Here is an 18,293-nt window from a genome sequence, read left to right as displayed (position 1 = left end):
TTTCTCCTTAGTTTTTTTTCGTGGGATGGTTACGAACCACGTAGAGCAAGTGCAATCATATCAGTATTCATGCGGGTTTGTAAATAACTATGTGTAAATAATGTGTAAAATAATAAAGCGGCTAAAATATTCATTGTATTTCTCATGAATTCAATTTATCAGGAATTAGAGCTAACACCAGAAGAAGGAACAGCAATTTTTTTTGCTAACAACTTACGTAAAAAGAAAGTTTCGAAGGTTGAAATTGCGTAGGGTGAAAGTAAAAGTGAACTAGTTAGACGATGCGCTGTGATACCGAGCCAATGACGGTATTTAGTACAAATTTTCAATTACAGGGAAATCACGTTGCAATGATTGGACTGCCATTTCTAGAATTAAGAATTTATGAAATAGTCGCCGTTGTTCAGGTTTCAGCATACAACGGAACGCTCCTTGTGAATGACTGGAACAACTGCCAATACACTATCAATCATAAATGTGCGCTTGGCTTGCCTTGTAAAACAATACGCCTGAAAGGAACCGCCAACAATTTTAATTATCTTGATACGCCTTTGTGACACTGTGCCGTCTTTAGCCATATACATCATGTTCAAAAATTGATTTCGCTGCATTGCTTTTATAAGTTGTTCTTTCATCATTCCACACCTCTCAAACAAGAACATTAAATTACAAAAATACCTATATTTACCTTTATATATGTAATAATAGAATCCTATTCTACAAAAATATAATTTCGGAGGTAATTAAGAATGAAAAAAATTTTTACTTTATTAAGTCTTTTAGTTTTATTCAGCACTACTATTTCAGTTCCTTTTGCTAGTGCAAATGAAGAAGAGTTTCTGCACTCTACCAATGCTAGCCAAATGGAAGTAGACACACAAAGTGAGTATGATTTGAAAGCGCTCGAGATAATAAAAGAATTAGAAACATCAGATGAAGGTGTTATAGTAGAAGAATATCAAGCAGAAGAATATAAGATAGATGAAGAAGTTGAGAATGCTATAATTTTAAAAAAGGGTAAAAAGCCACCATATATATCTCGTGATATAGATGGTCATATTGGTGGAGCTTGGAAAGGTGGCTCTTCACCTAGTACTATCTGTTCAAAAGACACTAGGAGTGGTACATATGATAAAAACCTCACAAGGATTGGCGACTAAATCTATTCATACTAAGTCTGGGGTTCCCATTACTGAACCGTGGAGTTCTTCAATGTATTTTAATGCGTCAATGGAAAACCGTGTTCGATTCTTAACGGATTATTTTAAAGAAGTTCGAGTGGATGGGATTCGAAAGTTTATTAATGACCTCACACTGGATGATCCCACTGTTGATCTATTCATTTCTTTAGAATACGATAATAAAAAGAAATACATCTCTAATAACTTATCCAAGCGTATACGCTTAGTTAATTGGAAAGAATATAAACTTACAAGTGAAGAGTTTGATCTTTATGAAGGCTTTGGTAAGATTGCATTAATAAAAGATGTAGCAGTAAATGACACCATTTTATATACAATAGATGCGCTTCTCAACAAAAATAAGTGTGCCTCTAATGCTGTATTTTTTATTGTCACGAGTAAGTATTTAGTTCATTTCGGAGCGAGTGGGGACGTAATTAATATACTTTCTACAGATCCTATAAATATTAAAAACCTAAAAATGAATTATAAAGGTATTTTTGATACTTTTTATGATGAACCTTTAAGCTAACTTCAGTAATTAAATATGTAAACGCAAAAAGCCCGTCATCACTGTGATTTGAACATTAATGACGGGCTTTGATTTTTATTTAACGTTACGTTCAATATAAATCAATGCATACTCCAATATTTTCTCTGTTGAATAATTATCAACATCAGTATGTGGCGATGTAAATGTACCATCCGCTACTGCTTTACGAATTAAATTACGTCCTTTGTCCTCCACAGTTGATGATGTGGAAGGCTTCAGCATTTTACCGACCGCTTTTGCTAGTTGTCCTGCAATCGCTTGGCATATCTTCTCAAAGTCTCGCTTGTACATTGCAACATCTACGCTATCATTTACAAAGCATACTTCAATCAAGTAACAAGGTTTATTCGTACCTTTTAGCAATCCTAAATCAGTACGAATTTTCACCCCACGATTCTGCAATCCACTCGCATTACTAATCGCATCTGTAATAGCTGTAGCTGTATCAATATTTTTCCCACTATAAATAAGTGTCTCTGTGCCGATGCCTTTGTTGTGTGTGCCTGGAACTGAATTAAAGTGAATAGACACATCAATTTCTCGGCTCGATTTATTATGTTGTGCAATCAACCATTTGATGTTTGCTGCCTGCGATTTACTCACATTATCCTCAATGTAATTTGTAATAATACCTACTGCACGTAAAATAGACGTTACACGCTTTGCTACGTTGATTGCTTCGGTTCCTTCGTCGATTAATCCCATAGCTCCAGTATTCTTTCCTCGATGTCCTGGGGAAACTGTAATCATTTATTACCACCGTCCTTATAGGTCCAAAACCTCCAGTTGTACTAACTGGAGGGTCAACTGAATCGTCGTCTCTGCTATCATGCGTAGGAGAAGTATAATCAGTTGGATCTCTCCTAGTGTCGAGTCCTCCAGTAGCAAATGGATCTCCACTCGAATCTTCGTTCCTCATTTTGTTTTTCATTTTTTTCACTTCCTTTCTCTATATTCTTCACAAAGTAAGTGTTATATACAAAAAATCAGTGAAAAGGGAAAAGAAAATGACCACCCTAAATAGAGTAGTCATAAATTTTAAATGTGTAAAAAATGTGTAAAACAAAACAGAAACTAAACTCAACTAAATCAAACTTAAATTTGTGCAAAAAGTTGTTAACTGTTGATATTGCTAGGTTTTCATTTTTAATGAAATTACTCAATGCAAGTAAGTTTAGCCCAATTTTTTCGTGGGATGGTTACGAACCACGGTGCTTTCACACAAGTCAATATTTTATTATACATATCTAGCAGAAGTCAAATGTCAGACTTTTTATCTATATGACTAAATTCGCAAAATTGTCATAAATATTTTTTACTATTTTTTAAAAAGGAATCGAATAACAAAAATAGCGTAGTTTAGCGGTTTAAAGCGTCAAATTAAATGGAATACTAAAATTTTTTGTGAAATACAAAAGTCAGAACATTCATAATGTTGTTGACGGAGCTCAATAATAACGATAATATAGCGATACATTCACACTTTGTTTGGATAAAGTGTGATAGATATTCCAGAACTTAATCGGGGGGATTAATGGTGAAGAGCAATGTCAAAAAGCTTTCATTCCTACTCTTTGGACTAGTATTACTACTGGCTGCTTGTGGTAGTGGTGGGTCTAGTTCAACAGAATCAAAGGGAAACGAAACGAATAACGCAAGTGACAGCGGGAACGCAGATGATAAAACATATAAAATCGGAATTACGCAAATTGTAGAGCATCCATCGCTAAATGCAGCGACGGAAGGCTTTAAAAAGGCGATTGAAGATGCAGGTTTAAAAGTTGAGTATGATTCACAAATCGCACAAGGCGATAATAGTCTTAACACAACGATTGCTAACAATCTAGTAAGTGCAAACGTAGATTTAATATTTGCTAACTCTACACCTTCTGCACAGGCCGCGGCAACAGCAACAAGTGATATTCCCATTATCTTCACATCTGTAACAGATGCTGTAGGTGCTCAGCTCATAGAGTCAATGGAGAAGCCAGGGAAAAATGTTACAGGTACTATCGATTTACATCCTGAAACGATTTCTAAAACAGTGGCCTTTTTAAAAGAGCTAGGTGCTAAAAACGTTGGTATGGTCTACAACGCTGGTGAGCAAAACTCCGTAGCACAGGTGAAAGAAGTAAAAAAAGTGATGGCTGAGCAAGGTCTTGAGGTTAAAGAGGCATCTGCAGCAACTTCTGCGGAAGTAAAGCAAGCCACTGAATCCTTAATTGGTAAGGTCGATGCATTCTATATTATTACGGATAATACAGTAGTTTCTGCATTAGAGTCTGTTATTGATGTAGCAAATGCCAATAAATTACCTTTAATTGTTGGAGAGCTTGACTCTGTAGCGCGTGGTGGTTTGGCGGCTTATGGTTTTGAATATTTCGATATCGGATATGAGGCTGGGCAAATGGCAGTGAAAATTTTAAAAGGTGAGGCAACACCTGCTGAAACGCCAGCGCAATTTCCACAAAATCTAAAGCTATTAATTAATAAAAAAGTAGCAGATGATTTAGGAATTGAAATTAAAGATTCTTGGGGTGCAGAACTTCTAGAAAAATAGATTGAAGCGGGGGAACCATCCCCGCTTTATCTTCATTTACAAGCAGTAGAATAATAAAGAGATTTAGGAGATGATTCAACGATGTTTTTAGCATTATTTGGCGCAGTGGAGCAAGGAATCATCTATGCAATTATGGCACTTGGTGTATATGTAACATTTCGGGTGTTAGATTTTCCGGATTTAACGGTTGATGGAAGCTTTGTAACAGGGGCGGCAACAGCAGCAACAATGGTTTTGCTTGGCTACCACCCAATCTTAGCGACTTTAGTGGCAATTGTTGCTGGATTTATTGCTGGATGTATGACAGGAATTCTTCACACAAAAGGGAAGATTAACCCACTTTTATCAGGGATTTTAATGATGATTGCTTTATATTCCATTAACCTACGGATCATGGGGTTAACTGCAGAAAATACGATAGGTCGCCCAAATATTCCATTACTAAACTCTGAAACAATATTTTCAAAGTTTCAAGCGTTTTGGAGTAATTTAGGGATTGATGATGCTCTCAACAGCCTATTAAAAGTCATGGGGATTCAGCAAGTACCAGGTACTTGGAGTGTACTAATTGTTATCGTAATTATTACGATTTTAATTAAAATAGGAGCAGATTGGTTCTTAAAAACAGAGGTTGGGCTGGCTATTCGGGCTACTGGTGATAATAAACGAATGATTCGCAGCTTCTCAGCTAATACAGATACACTTATTATTCTAGGGCTAGGACTTTCCAATGCACTTGTCGCATTTTCTGGAGCTTTAATCGCACAATATTCAAAGTTCGCTGATGTAAGTATGGGAATCGGTATGATTGTGATCGGGCTTGCATCTGTTATTATCGGGGAAGCAATTTTTGGTACAAAGACCATTATTCGTACCACTTTTGCAGTCATCGCTGGAGCTATTATTTATCGTATTATTTTAGCGCTAGCATTACGTGTAGACTTCCTGGATTCTGGCGATATGAAATTAATTACAGCTATCATTGTCATTTTGGCGTTGATTTTGCCTCAATTTATTAACAAGCGTAAGGAACGAAAGCGTAAGGCAAAACGAGCTGCCGAACTTACACAAGTCAAACCAGTAGAGCAAGGAGGAAAAGGCCTTGCTTAAATTACACGGTATAAATAAGGTGTTCAATGAAGGGACACCGGATGAAAAGATCGCTCTAGCAGAAATTAACTTACATTTAAAGCCTGGTGATTTTGTTACTATTATTGGGAGTAATGGGGCAGGTAAATCAACGATGATGAATATGATTTCTGGCGCCTTAACACCAGATTTTGGCACGGTCTCGATTGATGGTAACAATGTTACTCATTTGCCTGAGTATAAGCGCTCGCAATTAATCGGTCGTGTTTTCCAGGATCCAATGGCAGGGACAGCACCTGCTATGACGATTGAGGAGAATTTGGCACTAGCTTACTCCCGCAATAAGAGTAGAGGATTGAGAAGAGGTGTAGACAAGAAACGTCGTGAGTTTTTTATTGAATCGTTAGAGATGCTTGGATTAAATTTAGAAAACCGTCTTTCTGCAAAGGTTGGGTTACTTTCAGGTGGGGAACGACAAGCTTTGTCTCTCTTAATGGCCACTTTTACAAAGCCATCCATATTATTGTTAGATGAGCATACAGCTGCGCTGGATCCTTCACGTGCAGAACTAATCACCCGCATTACAAAGTATTTAGTAGAAAAAGATCATTTGACGACATTGATGGTTACGCATAATATGCAACAAGCTTTAGATTTAGGGAATCGTCTAATTATGATGGATAAAGGTCAGATTATTTTAGAAGTTGGAGAAAATCGTAAACATGAATTAACGATACCTGATTTAATGGCTGAATTTGAACGCATTCGTGGAGAGAAAATGAATTCGGACCGTGCTTTATTAGGATAAAGGTATATCGTTCATACATTCGTATGAGTATAAGACTATAGGCAAACTCAATGACATTTGGGTTTGCCTATAGTTTTTTCATTTACAATGATGTGAGGGTCGTGCTTCTTCCCTCGCTCCATTCATCTATATAAATGGTTGAGAAAGATGCTGTTGAGGTGACTCTCAAATATTTAAACATAGAAAAAGCCTCACTTGCTAAAAGTGAGACTCCTTCTTTTAGACGAGTAGGCCAAATAGCTGAATATCATTGTTAACTTCTTTATATTTGAAGCCAAACTCATTCATTCTCGCTAGTAATCCCTCGTAATCTGATCGATCGCCGAGCTCAATACCCACTAGAGCAGGGCCGCTTTCTTTATTGTTTTTCTTAGTATATTCAAAGGTAGTAATATCATCATTAGGACCGAGTACGCTAGTTAGGAATTGACGAAGTGCGCCTGCCCGTTGAGGGAAGCTAACGATGAAGTAGTAAAGTAAACCTTCATGAATAAGAGACTTTTCTTTAATTTCCTGCATACGGCCAATATCGTTATTCCCACCACTGATGATAACTACGACAGACTTTCCTTTGATTTCTTCTTTATAAAAATCAAGAGCTGCGACTGACAATGCACCGGCAGGCTCAGCAATAATCGCATGCTTATTATACAAATCTAAAATGGTTGTACATACTTTTCCTTCAGGTACAAGAATAATGTCATCTAAATAACGGCGACAAACATCATAAGTATGATGACCGACACACTTTACAGCAGCTCCATCGACAAATTTGTCAATCCAATCAAGAGCAACTGTGCCACCTTCAGCAAAGGCAGCCTTCATACTGCCAGCACCGGCAGGCTCTACACCAATAATTTTGCTAGATGGAGAAAGGTTTTTAATATAGGCAGAAACACCAGACATTAAGCCACCACCACCGATACTGCCAAAAACGTAGTCGATTGGCTCTTCCATATCATTCATGATTTCTACCGCCACAGTTCCTTGCCCAGCAATAACATCGAAATCGTCAAATGGATGAATGAAGATTTTACCTTGTTCTTCACAGAAGCTTAGTGCGCTTTCAGCAGAGTCATCGAACGTATCACCCGCTAAAATAATTTCCACATACTCACGTCCAAACATACGCACTTGGTCTATTTTTTGCTTAGGTGTAGTTTGAGGCATAAAAATGCTAGCTTGAATTTTTAATTGGGCACAGGCATAAGCTACACCCTGTGCGTGGTTGCCTGCGCTGGCACAAACAACGCCAACATTGCGCGCTTCTTCCTCGATTTTTTTAATTTTATAATAGGCGCCACGAAGCTTGAATGAGCGTACATGTTGTAAATCCTCGCGTTTAAAATAAATATTTGCACCATATTTCTCTGATAAATAGTCGTTTCTTTGTAGAGGTGTATGCACAACTACGTCTTTTAAAAAATGGTGTGCAATGAGAACATTCTCCACTTGCACGGTTCTAGTATCAGCAACTTCCATAGTATTCATCCTCCATTTTACGTTTAAAACATTTATCTATGATAGCACACTTTATTTGCTTTTTGGACTTAATTTTTAGTAAATTCTAAATTTTCCGTGTCCATTTTGTTATGTAAGCGTTTTATCTTAATTCAACATACTTTTTATATCAAAAAAGGTATCAAACACGGTCATATATCACTTCTATGATAGTGCTCCTACTAGCAAATCACGTTTAAAAAAGAGCTCTTTTTAGAGGGGTGTCCACAATATCTTTGATCAAAAAAATACAATTTTCATATCAAAATTGGTCAAGCATATACTAGATTAGCTTAGGACAAGTGGGAGGGTAAGCAGTGGAAATCATTCAAGGAATTCTATCTACATATAGTCAGTTTTTTGATTGGGCAATGTGGAAGGAAGTATTAGTGGACCCTGTATCCTGGGGACTAATATTTTCCTTAATTATTATTGAAGGATTGCTATCAGCAGATAATGCACTTGTATTAGCAGTACTTGTCAAACATTTGCCGGATAAGCAACGAAAACGAGCTTTAATGTATGGGATGCTAGGAGCCTACTTTTTTAGATTTTTATTTATTGGAATAGGGGTTTATCTTGTAGAGTTTTGGTTTATTAAAGTGTTAGGAGCGTTGTATTTAGGATGGCTTTGTATCGCTCATTTTCTTCAAATTGGAAATGAGGATAGTGTGAAGGTGGTAAAAAAATCAGGCTTGATGGTTCGTTTCTTTGGGACCTTTTGGGCAACAGTTATTTCCGTAGAGCTGATGGATATTGCTTTTTCTATTGATTCAATATTTGCTGCCTTTGCTGTTTCAGATCAAGTATGGGTGCTTTTAATTGGAGGTATGTTAGGAATCTTAATGATGAGAACAATAGCGGGTGTATTTTTAATTATGATCGAAAAAGTACCTGAGCTAGAAGCAACTGCTTTCATCATTATTGGGGTAATAGGGTTAAAAATGTTAGTAAGTGTTGTTAATCTTCATATACCTCATTATTTTTTCTTCCTGTTTTTATTGATTGCCTTTTCCATCACGTTTATCGTGCATAAAGTAAATAAAGTAAAATCTACCTAATAAAATGAGGCTCTGTTCTCCAATCATAAGAGGACAGAACCTTTTATTTATTTTACATATTTATCAGGATCAATAATGTAGAATCTTTCAACATTTAGCCAGCTCTCGCTCATCGGTTCACCATCATCAATGCGTTTTTCTGTTTCTTGCATCATCCAACCAGTTTGTGATGCGTGTGCCTGTAAAGCTTGTAATTTATCCATTCGCATTTCGCGAATATCATAGACCACATGAGGTTCGCCATTTTTTTCAATAGTATCGTTTGCGAAGGCGCAGCCAAATACTTGCGGACGTGCAGCCTTAGGCATGCGACGTACAGCTTCAACGACAGCACGTGCGGTTGCTTCATGATCTGGATGTACCGCAAAACCAGGTAGGAACGTAATAATTAATGAAGGCATTAGCTCTTCAATTAAACCTTCTACCAGCTTCACCATCTTCTCATCGTCTTCAAATTCGATTGTTTTATCACGAAGACCCATCATACGTAAATCTTGAATACCCATTGCTTCAACGGCTGCAATTAATTCTTTACGACGTATTTCTGGTAATGATTCGCGCGTTGCAAAGGGAGGATTACCTAAATTACGGCCCATTTCACCTAATGTTAAGCAGGCATATGTAACAGGTGTATTCATTTTTTTTGTATAGTAGGCAATCGTGCCAGCAACTGAAAAAGCCTCATCATCTGGGTGAGGGTACACAATTAAAATATGACGTTGTGGTTGTAAATTCAAAGAGTCGTCCCCCTTAGTAAGTAAATGGCGTTTCACTTATTTCAAGCGCAATCGCCAATTTTCCAGAGTAATCTAATCCAGCCATTAATAAACGGCCTAAATCATCTAATTCATAATGAGTAATACCTTGTGCATAAACCCAGCCATGAGGTAATTTTAATCCAACACGATGAGGTGTCTTGTCTACAACTTTAGCAAGTTCATAATTAATTTTTGCGTTGCGTATAAAGGCACCTGCATTAAAGAACTTTTCATCATAATGTGCTGCATAAGATCCGTTTGTCGTCTCAAGATGAATATAAACGTCTTTGTTGGCAAAAGAATTTAGTAATTCTTGCAACGTCTCTACTTGTACTTCTTGCATCTTAACACTCCTCTCGATCATTTCTCCTTTAAGTATAGTAAAAAAAATTAGCAAAGGGAAATTGATTGCTTCATACGTACAAATTAATGATTTGTGTAACTTACATCCCTCCCACATAATTTCATCTAGATTAATCTAATTCTAAATCAGGGCAAGATGAATCATTAACTATTAATCTATGACAAGTTTCCAAGCAATATTCTTGAAAAAATTATTGTAATGTATCAATATAAGGAGTGTGAAAAAATATGTACAAAATGTGTCGTTTTGTATACGGTTTCACACCTGAAAGATATTGCAACCATAGCTTCTTCCTAAATCGTGTGTAGACAGCACAAAATGCTAAAGGATGGCAAAACTAGGTAAAAACGAATTCTATCTTGGTACAATAGATGACGTTCCTTCAGCATCTCAGATTGTGCTGTAGAATAGGGAGAAGAATGAAGCTCATTATCATAGTATAATAAAAAACCGCGTTTCTCTTTATGACGGAGATTCGCGGTTTTTTATTAAAATTACGGATAGGCTATGTATTGGTTAGAACCGATTAAGCTTTCTTTCGATCGTTTCTAAACGATTATTGACATTTTGCAACTGTTTAAACATTTGTCTCATATATAGATTTTGATCTTGATTTTCGGTCTTTTTTTCTTGTGCTAGTTCTTCTTCCTCCTGAAGTGCCATTATTGTGGCGAGGGTGGACAATGAGTAGCCGAGTGTTAAGACAATGGAAGCTAGTACTTCTACTTTTGAAGAGGTTATTTCTCCAGCTAATAAACCTGATTCTTCAGTTAAGTTCTCTGCCTTATGTTTTTTCATTTTTTTCCCTCCCATCTAAAGCTAATATATGGGGGATGAAGTCCTAACGTATCTTGTCCGATTTTTTATCTTTAGTCAGCAAAAACTCTAGAAAATAACGCATTATTTGTTTTGTAGTAGTAGTATTTAAATAATTACGTTTTTTTCTCATAGTGTTAGGTAATATTTTCAGCGAGATACTGGATGTGAGTATGGCTGAGGTGACTTAGAAACCTCCCTTGTGTAAAAAGGGATGTCTCTATCTTTGAGACATCCCGTTCACATGGTTATATTTCAGTCACTGTTACTTGTGGAGCACCAAAGCGGGATTTTGCACCATGCATGACAGGACCAACGTAATCGTTAAGAGCCCAACCATGTGCAATGGCTGCGGATACAAACTCTTTTGCTTCAATAACAGAATCCATAACAGACCGTCCATTTGCCAGATTTGCAGTAACAGAAGCAGCAAAAGTACAGCCTGCCCCATGGTTATTTGTAGAAGCGACTTTTTCAGATTCTAATAAATAGAATGTTTGTCCATCGAAGAATAGATCTGTTGCTTTTTCAGTGGCTAATGCTTTCCCACCTTTAATGACTACAGCTTTAGCTCCTAGTTCATGGATTTTTCGTGCGGCTGTTTTCATTTCATCAATCGTTTTGGGAGTACCTGTACCAGCCAATTGACCAGCTTCAAAAAGATTTGGAGTTGTGACTGCTGCTAATGGTAAAAGATGTTGTATCATTGCATCTGTATTGCCAGGATTTAGAACTTCATCGTCACCTTTACAAATCATAACGGGATCAATGACAACATTTGTAGTACCTGATGTTGCAACAGCTTCTCCAGCTAGAAGAATAATTTCTTCCGTAGATAGCATGCCAGTTTTGATAGCATCAATTCCTGTTGAAAGAGCAGTATCGATTTGTTTTTGTAAAAGTTCAGTTGGTAATGGTGTAACATTGTGTGTCCAACCATTCGGGTCCATTGTTACAACAACTGTTAATGCCACCATACCGTACGTACCGTGCTCTTGAAATGTTTTAAGATCGGCTTGCATACCTGCGCCACCGGATGTATCTGAACCAGCAATTGTTAATGTTTTTTTTAGAGTCATGAAAAGATCTCCTTTATTGTTGAGAGTGTTAAAATTACCATTTAGTATAGTCTTATTCTGATTCTATAAAAATAGTCAGAATTAGATAATTTTAAATGGTCAGTTTGAACTGAGGCTTGAATTCAAGGTTGGTTTTTTGTACCGTTGTAAGAAAAGAAAGGGGCTTAAAGGACAATGAAACAAGTATTCCCGAATGATTGGCAAGAAATACTTGCAGACGAGTTAGAAAAACCATACTATCATGCGCTACGTCAATTTATTGCTAATGAATATTCAACGCAAACTATTTATCCGCCCATGCAGGATGTGATGAATGCATTTTATACAACAGCTTATCAAGATGTGAAGGTCATTATTTTAGGACAAGACCCATACCATGGTCCTAATCAAGCACATGGCTTAAGCTTTTCAGTCAAGCCAGGTATCCCGCATCCCCCTAGCTTACGAAATATGTTACAAGAACTACAAGATGATCTAGGCTGTCCTATTCCTCAAGATGGGACCTTGACGAAGTGGGCAGAACAAGGTGTCATGCTTTTGAATACAGTGCTTACTGTACGAGCAGGACAGGCGAATTCCCATAAAGATCAAGGCTGGGAGCAGTTCACTGATGCGGTTATCGATAAACTAGCCGCAAGAGAGGAGCCACTTATTTTTGTACTATGGGGTAAACCAGCGCAGCGAAAAAAACAATTAATTTGTAAACATGCAACGCCCCATGTCATATTAGAAGCACCACATCCTAGCCCGTTAAGTGCTTATCGAGGATTTTTTGGTAGTAAACCTTATTCAAAGATTAACCAACAATTAGTGGAATGGGATAAACGACCAATAGATTGGTGTTTAGCATAGATTGGCACAAATCGTTTACTTTATACACTACATAAATCGTGATACAGTTAGAATAGAAGAAAGAGAGGGACAACGATGAAGGCGAATTGTTTTCAATGTCAATTTTTTAAAGTAACCTGGGACCCTCAAACTCCACGTGCCTGTGTCGCATATGGCTTTAAAACAAAGCAAATTCCATCCGTTGTCGTGAAACAATCCTCAGGTATGGAATGTTTAAAATTTGTACCAAAAGTAGAAAGTGGGAGAATGTAATGATTCCTTATCAAGCCGTTATACAACAACTTGAAAAACAATTATCTGGTGCAAAAAATGCAGGGAATGATCAGCAGATCCGCGAAGCTCTTACAGCCATTCGTGCATTATGTGATGTGGTGTTAGATTCTCCTGGTAATACGCCATCTATCACGCCACCTTCTAAGCATTTACCACAAATGCTTGGATCAGAGATGAAGCTACCAAGTTTATCTACATCCAAAGTTGAAGAAGATGGAGCAAATGGTGATTCAATTTTTGATTTTTAAACAATATTAAAGGTAGGGTAACGAGCAATGAAAAAATTTATCGTGACAGGGGCTCTTCACGGCCTATTAGCAGTAGCCTTTGGTGCCTTTGGTGCACATGCTTTAAAAGAAATTTTAGATGATTATAGTCGAGGGATTTGGGAGACGGCTGTTCAATATCAAATGTTCCATGCTACTGGTTTGTTGGTAATCGGATTATTAATGAGTTCCAAATTATTTGGTGAAGTGAAGCAATTAAATTTGGCAGGAATTTTCTTTAACCTTGGGATTGTCTTCTTTTCAGGTAGCTTATATGTACTAGCGATTAGTGGTATAAAAGTATTGGGCGCAATTACACCAATCGGTGGTGTTCTATTTTTAATTGGGTGGATACTTATTATTTTATCGGCTTTAAAACATGCTCGTTAATTTTAAATTATGACTCTCTTACATGATTTGTAGGAGAGTTTTTTCTTTATTTTGTAAGAATACGATTTAAATCCTATTCTTTTTGTAAGAATTTATAGTACACTACTACTATTACTTGCAATATTTCGAAAATACAAAAAGAGAGGTTGTGTAGGATGGAAAAGCTATTTACATTATTAGATGAAAATTATGAAGAAATGGTAGGGATTCGTCGTCATTTGCACGAGTATCCTGAACTATCCTTTGAAGAAGTGGAGACACCAGCCTATATAGCTGCCTATCATAAAAAATTGGGTCATGAGGTACGTGAAGGGGTAGGTGGAAGAGGTGTAGTAGCGCTGCTACGCGGTGCAAGGCCAGGAAAAACTGTGGCGTTACGCGCTGATTTTGATGCATTAGCGATCCAAGAAGAAAATGATATACCCTTTAAATCAAAGGTTGCTGGTAAAATGCATGCTTGTGGACATGATGGTCATACAGCAACATTACTAGGATTAGCTAAAGCACTCAATCATATGAAATCTGAAATTACAGGCAATATTATATTTATTCATCAGCACGCTGAAGAGGTGGCGCCAGGTGGGGCAAAGCCGATGATAGAGGATGGGTGCTTAGATGGTGTAGATGTTATTTTTGGTACTCATCTATGGGCTCCCACTCCAATAGGGGAAATTTTAGTGAAAGATGGCGCTATTATGGCAGCTGCGGACAAAGTAGAAATTGCCATTCAAGGGAAGGGTGGACATGGTGCCGAACCACATCACTCCATTGATGCGGTTACTCTTGCTTCACAGTTTGTAATCAGCGCACAACAACTTATCTCGCGACGTATTGATCCATTAAAGTCAGCTGTTTTAACAATTGGTCATTTCGAGGCGATTAATCCGTTTAATGTTATTGCTGATCGTGTTAAATTGGCAGGAACAATTCGCACCTTTGAGGAAGATGTGCGTACACAGATGGAGCAGGAACTAGAAGCAGTTCTAAACGCTACTTGTCTAGCCTTTGGTGCAAGTTATGAATATCGTTATACTAGGGGTTATCCACCTGTTTATAATCATCAGAAGGAAACTGAGTTTGTGGCACAGCTAGCGTCAACTGTCCCAGGCGTAGAGCAAGTGAAAACTTGTCCACCATTTATGGTTGGAGAGGATTTTGCTTATTATTTAGAAAAAGTACCTGGTACATTCTTCTTCACAGGTGCGAAAAGTCCAGAATGGGAAACGGCTTATCCACATCATCACGCACGCTTTGATTTTGACGAACGCGCAATGCTTATAGCTGCTAAAACTTTAGGTAAAGCTACATTGGAATATTTAAAAGATTAAAAAATAAAAATCCGCATACTCTCATCGACGGTTGTCAGTGAGAGTATTGCGGATTTTTAAGACACATGATTGCTCTTATGGATTTTGGTTAAAATAGGCCATTTCTTCATCATATTCAGCAAAATCAAAGTAAATCATTGGGAATAAGAAGCGGTGATTGGATTTAAGTTCACGAATGATAACATGATCTCGTCCAGCAGCTTCTACCACACCACGTACAGTTTTTGTGTTTTTTCCTTGTTCCACTGCATGCTCAAAAGAAAAATGGAAGGTAGCTGGTTTTCCGCGATTCAACCGTAAAATATTTTCTATATAGGACTCTTCACGGCCAGGTGGTCGTCCGGTCGGGATTGTGACTGGAGGAGGAGTCATTTGTTGTTGCGTTGTTGGTGTCCAATAATAAGGCATCATCAATAATCAACCTACTTTCTTTTTAAATTTGAGGACAATCTTCTTCAGTTGGCGAGAAGAAGCAATGAGATTTGTATCTGCCTGTATTCCATTGGCCATACCATTGTGCAGGACAATCACCCGCAGGCATGAAAAACCACAAGGAACGGTTAGCTGGATGGAATCTCTCACCTTGAATTACTCTTTTGGCTAACCGGATATCTTGATCACGTGCTCGTTGATAAAAATAACTTTTTTGAGTTGCTTCAAAGCCACCTGGACGTTGATAAACCATCTGTTCAATTGTTCGAATATTACCAAAATCTAAACAATCCCCCCTTACACGATTAACGCCAACATTCCCAACCATCAGCATGCCTAACTCACCTTCGCCTTCTGCCTCGGCACGCATAAGCCTTGCTAGCAGGGCTGTCTGGGCATCATTCGTCTTAATAACAGCGATTTTCATACCTCCTCGCTGTCAGTATATGCATGATGGTATTGTAGACATGTTCAATTTTCTGAAGAAAGAAATTCACACAACAAAGGTACTATGCATACAGTAGTAATAACGACAAGTCCGTAAAAAATAATCTGAAAGCCATTCATGTTAGATACTTTTTATGAAAAATTGGGTAAATAGAAAAAGATATAAATAGGGGAATAGGAAATCAGTAAATTGCATGTGTAGTCCATACATGTGAGGTGATTCTATTTATGGAAATTGGGGTATGGTTTGGTATATTACTAAGCGCGGTCCTAGCCTTTTTACTAGGAGCGTTTTATGGACAGCCGCTCCATTGGTATCTATTTATTTTAATTATTGTGACAGGTTTTTTTATACAAATGGTCATCTTAATTTTAAAAGTAAAGGATGAAAGCTCTTAAGAAAAAATAAATTCATGGATTAAGGAAGTGTCATCGCAGAGGGGTGACATTTTCTTATTTTTATAGCTAATTTAGCTTGGCCCGTATAGTAACGTTGTTCCGAGACATACTAATGTTGAATTTATTTTTGCATTCATGAAGGAGCGTTACAATGCGTATTTTTAGTATGTTTGTAGCAATAATTATTAGTGCCTTTATGGCAGTCGGGATAGCAGAATACTACCATCAACCCTATAATTGGTATTTGGTTTTTCTGATGATACTTACCGGATTTTTTATTCATACTATCATATTAATATTTGAATCCGAAAATGCGGAGGAAAATGAAATTTAAAATGCGAGTCCTCACTGGGGACTCGCATTTTAACATTTTTAATTGTAATTATTAAACCGTTAAGAATGTAACTAATTTATCGTTATCAAGTAGGTTTCCGACGAAGAATGCGCCAAACTCACCGTAGCGAGCAGAAACTTCATCAAAGCGCATTTCATACACTAATTTTTTAAATTGTAAAACGTCATCAGCAAATAATGTTACGCCCCATTCGTGATCATCAAAGCCAACAGAGCCTGTAATAATTTGCTTTACTTTACCTGCATAACCGCGACCAATCATGCCGTGAGAACGCATTAATGATTTGCGCTCATCCATTGATAGCATGTACCAGTTATCATTTCCTTGACGGCGTTTATCCATAGGATAGAAGCATACATATTTAGAGCGAGGAAGCTCAGGGTATAGACGTGCACGTACATGTGGATTTTGGTATGGGTCTTCATTTGATTCGCCAGCTAAATAGTTTGAAAGCTCAACAACAGATACATAAGAATATGTAGGAATTGTAAAATCAGCAATGGCTAATTTATTAAATTCTGCTTCAAGCTCTTGTAGCTCATCCATCGTTTCACGCAATGTCATAATCATAAAGTCAGCCTTTTGACCAACGATTGCATAGAAGGCATGAGCACCTGTTTTAGCAATATCTGCTTCATTTAATTTCTCTAAATAAGCAAGAAATTCTTCTACTGCTGCTTGACGTTCTTCAGCAGAAACGAGCTTCCATGAAGCCCAATCAATTGAGCGAAAATCATGTAAAGCGTACCATCCATCTAACGTAATTGCTGCTTCATTCATTATTGAAAACACTCCTTTATAAGTGAATACCATTCAAAATTAGTTTATCATAGTTTGTGCAAATTCCCTAAGTTCATGAATGTTTTTCACGAATTTGACACCAACTATAGATGATGTATGCTAAAGAGTAGAGATGGAATTAGAGGAGCACCAATATGAAAAGTATTTTACAGCAGCCAATTTGGCGTTATTATGATCAATCAATTAGTGCAAAGCAGCGATCTCCGTTAGAATCCTTTGCCACTGATGATACGCTGTGTCAACTAGTTGGACAATTAGTATCACCCCCAACTATTCGGACGTGGGTCCATGAGGCATCCGTTGTGCTTGGTATCCAAGATCATCGTTTACCATATGTACAGCAGGGAATGGATTTACTAGAATCAAGAGGTTATCAACCTATCGTTCGGAACTCTGGTGGATTAGCCGTTGTCCTTGATGAAGGAATTTTAAACATTTCTATTGTATTATCTGAACAAATGGATTCATTAAGTATAAATGATGGCTATGATGTGATGGTTGACCTCGTTAAAGGTTTGTTTCCAGAGGTGGCAGAGAAGATTGAAGCCTATGAAATTGTAGGCTCATATTGCCCAGGTTCGTATGATCTAAGTATTGAAGGGAAAAAGTTTGCGGGAATTTCACAAAGACGTTTACGCCAAGGTGTAGCTGTGCAAATCTATTTATGTATAGAAGGTAGCGGCTCACAGCGTGCTGCACTCATTCGTGATTTTTATGAGGAAAGCTTACAACAGGAAGAGACGAAATTTAATTATCCACAAATAGTTCCCGAAGTCATGGCATCATTATCGGAGCTTGTCGATCTACACTTAACTGTAGAGGGAGTCGTTATTCGTCTACAGCAATTACTTCATCGCTTAGCTGGTGAAGTACATCCAGAATCTTTTCATGACGAAGAATTAACGTTATATGGTTTCTATTTAAAGCGTGTTTTTGAGCGAAATGCTAAAATGCTAGAACGACATGAATAGACTGATATTA

23 protein-coding genes and 1 riboswitch are annotated in these 18,293 nt (G+C 37.5%); of the genes, 13 read left to right on the top strand and 10 right to left on the bottom strand.

Annotated features, from left to right (window positions below):
* Position 1: 1 nt before the first annotated feature.
* Positions 2-46: riboswitch (PreQ1 riboswitch) on the bottom strand.
* 364 nt (positions 47-410) lie between these two features.
* On the bottom strand, positions 411-635 hold the full coding sequence (locus tag ACOZBY_RS04895) for a transcriptional regulator (RefSeq protein ID WP_031418437.1): 225 nt from the start codon (positions 633-635) through the stop codon (positions 411-413).
* A gap of 114 nt (positions 636-749) precedes the next feature.
* Here ACOZBY_RS04895 and ACOZBY_RS04890 point away from each other — a divergent pair, with 114 nt between their 5' ends.
* Both ACOZBY_RS04890 and ACOZBY_RS04885 read left to right on the top strand, forming a co-directional pair.
* Complete coding sequence (locus ACOZBY_RS04890) at positions 750-1,160, top strand: toxin C-terminal domain-containing protein (RefSeq protein WP_375827930.1); 411 nt, start codon at positions 750-752, stop codon at positions 1,158-1,160.
* Positions 1,129-1,713: a hypothetical protein gene (locus ACOZBY_RS04885; RefSeq protein WP_036166835.1), complete on the top strand. Its 585-nt coding sequence runs from the start codon at positions 1,129-1,131 to the stop codon at positions 1,711-1,713. Before ACOZBY_RS04890 ends, ACOZBY_RS04885 begins: the two co-directional genes overlap by 32 nt.
* A 75-nt stretch (positions 1,714-1,788) precedes the next feature.
* On the opposite strand, the gene ACOZBY_RS04880 is transcribed toward ACOZBY_RS04885, so the two are convergent.
* Positions 1,789-2,484 (bottom strand): N-acetylmuramoyl-L-alanine amidase, encoded by a 696-nt coding sequence (locus ACOZBY_RS04880; RefSeq protein WP_422761622.1) that lies wholly within the window; start codon positions 2,482-2,484, stop codon positions 1,789-1,791.
* Positions 2,485-3,271: 787 nt separating this feature from the next.
* On the opposite strand from ACOZBY_RS04880, the gene ACOZBY_RS04875 reads away from it, so the two are divergent.
* The 3 genes from ACOZBY_RS04875 to ACOZBY_RS04865 all read left to right on the top strand — a co-directional run bounded on the left by ACOZBY_RS04875 (position 3,272) and on the right by ACOZBY_RS04865 (position 6,191).
* Positions 3,272-4,294: an ABC transporter substrate-binding protein gene (locus tag ACOZBY_RS04875; protein WP_031418444.1), complete on the top strand. Its 1,023-nt coding sequence runs from the start codon at positions 3,272-3,274 to the stop codon at positions 4,292-4,294.
* An 81-nt stretch (positions 4,295-4,375) separates the two neighbouring features.
* The gene (locus ACOZBY_RS04870) at positions 4,376-5,404 is read left to right on the top strand and encodes an ABC transporter permease (RefSeq protein ID WP_012292688.1); all 1,029 of its coding nucleotides are present in this window, start codon (positions 4,376-4,378) and stop codon (positions 5,402-5,404) included.
* On the top strand, positions 5,397-6,191 hold the full coding sequence (locus tag ACOZBY_RS04865) for an ABC transporter ATP-binding protein (protein WP_031418445.1): 795 nt from the start codon (positions 5,397-5,399) through the stop codon (positions 6,189-6,191). The genes ACOZBY_RS04870 and ACOZBY_RS04865 overlap by 8 nt, the downstream gene beginning before the upstream one ends.
* 219 nt (positions 6,192-6,410) lie before the next feature.
* Here the strand turns inward: ACOZBY_RS04865 and ilvA are convergent, their stop codons facing one another.
* Positions 6,411-7,673 (bottom strand): threonine ammonia-lyase IlvA, encoded by a 1,263-nt coding sequence (gene ilvA, locus ACOZBY_RS04860; RefSeq protein WP_012292690.1) that lies wholly within the window; start codon positions 7,671-7,673, stop codon positions 6,411-6,413.
* Positions 7,674-8,008: 335 nt separating this feature from the next.
* Between ilvA and ACOZBY_RS04855 the strand changes: the two genes are divergently transcribed.
* Positions 8,009-8,752, top strand: a complete 744-nt coding sequence (locus ACOZBY_RS04855) for a TerC family protein (protein WP_012292691.1) — start codon at positions 8,009-8,011, stop codon at positions 8,750-8,752.
* A 47-nt stretch (positions 8,753-8,799) separates the two neighbouring features.
* Here the strand turns inward: ACOZBY_RS04855 and bshB2 are convergent, their stop codons facing one another.
* The 4 genes from bshB2 to thiD all read right to left on the bottom strand — a co-directional run bounded on the left by bshB2 (position 8,800) and on the right by thiD (position 11,769).
* Entirely contained in the window at positions 8,800-9,489 is a 690-nt protein-coding gene (gene bshB2 / locus ACOZBY_RS04850; RefSeq protein WP_012292692.1) for a bacillithiol biosynthesis deacetylase BshB2, read from the bottom strand.
* A gap of 13 nt (positions 9,490-9,502) precedes the next feature.
* Entirely contained in the window at positions 9,503-9,853 is a 351-nt protein-coding gene (locus ACOZBY_RS04845) for a YojF family protein (RefSeq protein ID WP_008176033.1), read from the bottom strand.
* A gap of 537 nt (positions 9,854-10,390) precedes the next feature.
* The gene (locus ACOZBY_RS04840; protein WP_031418447.1) at positions 10,391-10,672 is read right to left on the bottom strand and encodes a hypothetical protein; all 282 of its coding nucleotides are present in this window, start codon (positions 10,670-10,672) and stop codon (positions 10,391-10,393) included.
* A gap of 266 nt (positions 10,673-10,938) precedes the next feature.
* Complete coding sequence (gene thiD / locus ACOZBY_RS04835; RefSeq protein ID WP_422761620.1) at positions 10,939-11,769, bottom strand: bifunctional hydroxymethylpyrimidine kinase/phosphomethylpyrimidine kinase; 831 nt, start codon at positions 11,767-11,769, stop codon at positions 10,939-10,941.
* Between the two features lie 174 nt (positions 11,770-11,943).
* Here thiD and ACOZBY_RS04830 point away from each other — a divergent pair, with 174 nt between their 5' ends.
* From ACOZBY_RS04830 to ACOZBY_RS04810, 5 genes are all read left to right on the top strand, one after another.
* Positions 11,944-12,621 carry a uracil-DNA glycosylase gene (locus ACOZBY_RS04830; protein WP_031418449.1) on the top strand — a complete coding sequence of 226 codons (678 nt, stop codon included), beginning with the start codon at positions 11,944-11,946 and terminating at the stop codon, positions 12,619-12,621.
* A 75-nt stretch (positions 12,622-12,696) separates the two neighbouring features.
* On the top strand, positions 12,697-12,873 hold the full coding sequence (locus ACOZBY_RS04825) for a hypothetical protein (RefSeq protein ID WP_012292696.1): 177 nt from the start codon (positions 12,697-12,699) through the stop codon (positions 12,871-12,873).
* Positions 12,873-13,142 (top strand): YwdI family protein, encoded by a 270-nt coding sequence (locus tag ACOZBY_RS04820; protein ID WP_012292697.1) that lies wholly within the window; start codon positions 12,873-12,875, stop codon positions 13,140-13,142. The genes ACOZBY_RS04825 and ACOZBY_RS04820 overlap by 1 nt, the downstream gene beginning before the upstream one ends.
* A 27-nt stretch (positions 13,143-13,169) precedes the next feature.
* Positions 13,170-13,550, top strand: coding sequence for a DUF423 domain-containing protein (locus ACOZBY_RS04815; RefSeq protein WP_012292698.1), 381 nt, complete (start codon positions 13,170-13,172; stop codon positions 13,548-13,550).
* 155 nt (positions 13,551-13,705) lie between these two features.
* Complete coding sequence (locus ACOZBY_RS04810) at positions 13,706-14,878, top strand: M20 family metallopeptidase (RefSeq protein ID WP_031418450.1); 1,173 nt, start codon at positions 13,706-13,708, stop codon at positions 14,876-14,878.
* 75 nt (positions 14,879-14,953) lie between these two features.
* Here ACOZBY_RS04810 and gerQ read toward each other — a convergent pair whose 3' ends face one another.
* Positions 14,954-15,289, bottom strand: coding sequence for a spore coat protein GerQ (gene gerQ / locus ACOZBY_RS04805; RefSeq protein ID WP_008176019.1), 336 nt, complete (start codon positions 15,287-15,289; stop codon positions 14,954-14,956).
* Between the two features lie 22 nt (positions 15,290-15,311).
* Complete coding sequence (locus ACOZBY_RS04800; RefSeq protein ID WP_012292700.1) at positions 15,312-15,737, bottom strand: cell wall hydrolase; 426 nt, start codon at positions 15,735-15,737, stop codon at positions 15,312-15,314.
* Between the two features lie 248 nt (positions 15,738-15,985).
* Here ACOZBY_RS04800 and ACOZBY_RS04795 point away from each other — a divergent pair, with 248 nt between their 5' ends.
* Positions 15,986-16,156, top strand: a complete 171-nt coding sequence (locus tag ACOZBY_RS04795; RefSeq protein WP_012292701.1) for a hypothetical protein — start codon at positions 15,986-15,988, stop codon at positions 16,154-16,156.
* 385 nt (positions 16,157-16,541) lie between these two features.
* On the opposite strand, the gene hemQ is transcribed toward ACOZBY_RS04795, so the two are convergent.
* Entirely contained in the window at positions 16,542-17,291 is a 750-nt protein-coding gene (gene hemQ / locus ACOZBY_RS04790) for a hydrogen peroxide-dependent heme synthase (protein WP_031418454.1), read from the bottom strand.
* Between the two features lie 155 nt (positions 17,292-17,446).
* On the opposite strand from hemQ, the gene ACOZBY_RS04785 reads away from it, so the two are divergent.
* Positions 17,447-18,283: a lipoate--protein ligase family protein gene (locus tag ACOZBY_RS04785; RefSeq protein WP_012292704.1), complete on the top strand. Its 837-nt coding sequence runs from the start codon at positions 17,447-17,449 to the stop codon at positions 18,281-18,283.
* Positions 18,284-18,293: the final 10 nt, after the last annotated feature.

Origin of the sequence: Lysinibacillus sp. NPDC056220 (assembly GCF_049315265.1) — a bacterium.
Classification (GTDB): Bacteria; Bacillota; Bacilli; order Bacillales_A; family Planococcaceae; genus Lysinibacillus; species Lysinibacillus pinottii.
The sequence above is the reverse complement of the archived record's forward strand: the minus strand, read 5'-3'. Positions and strand labels throughout refer to the sequence as shown.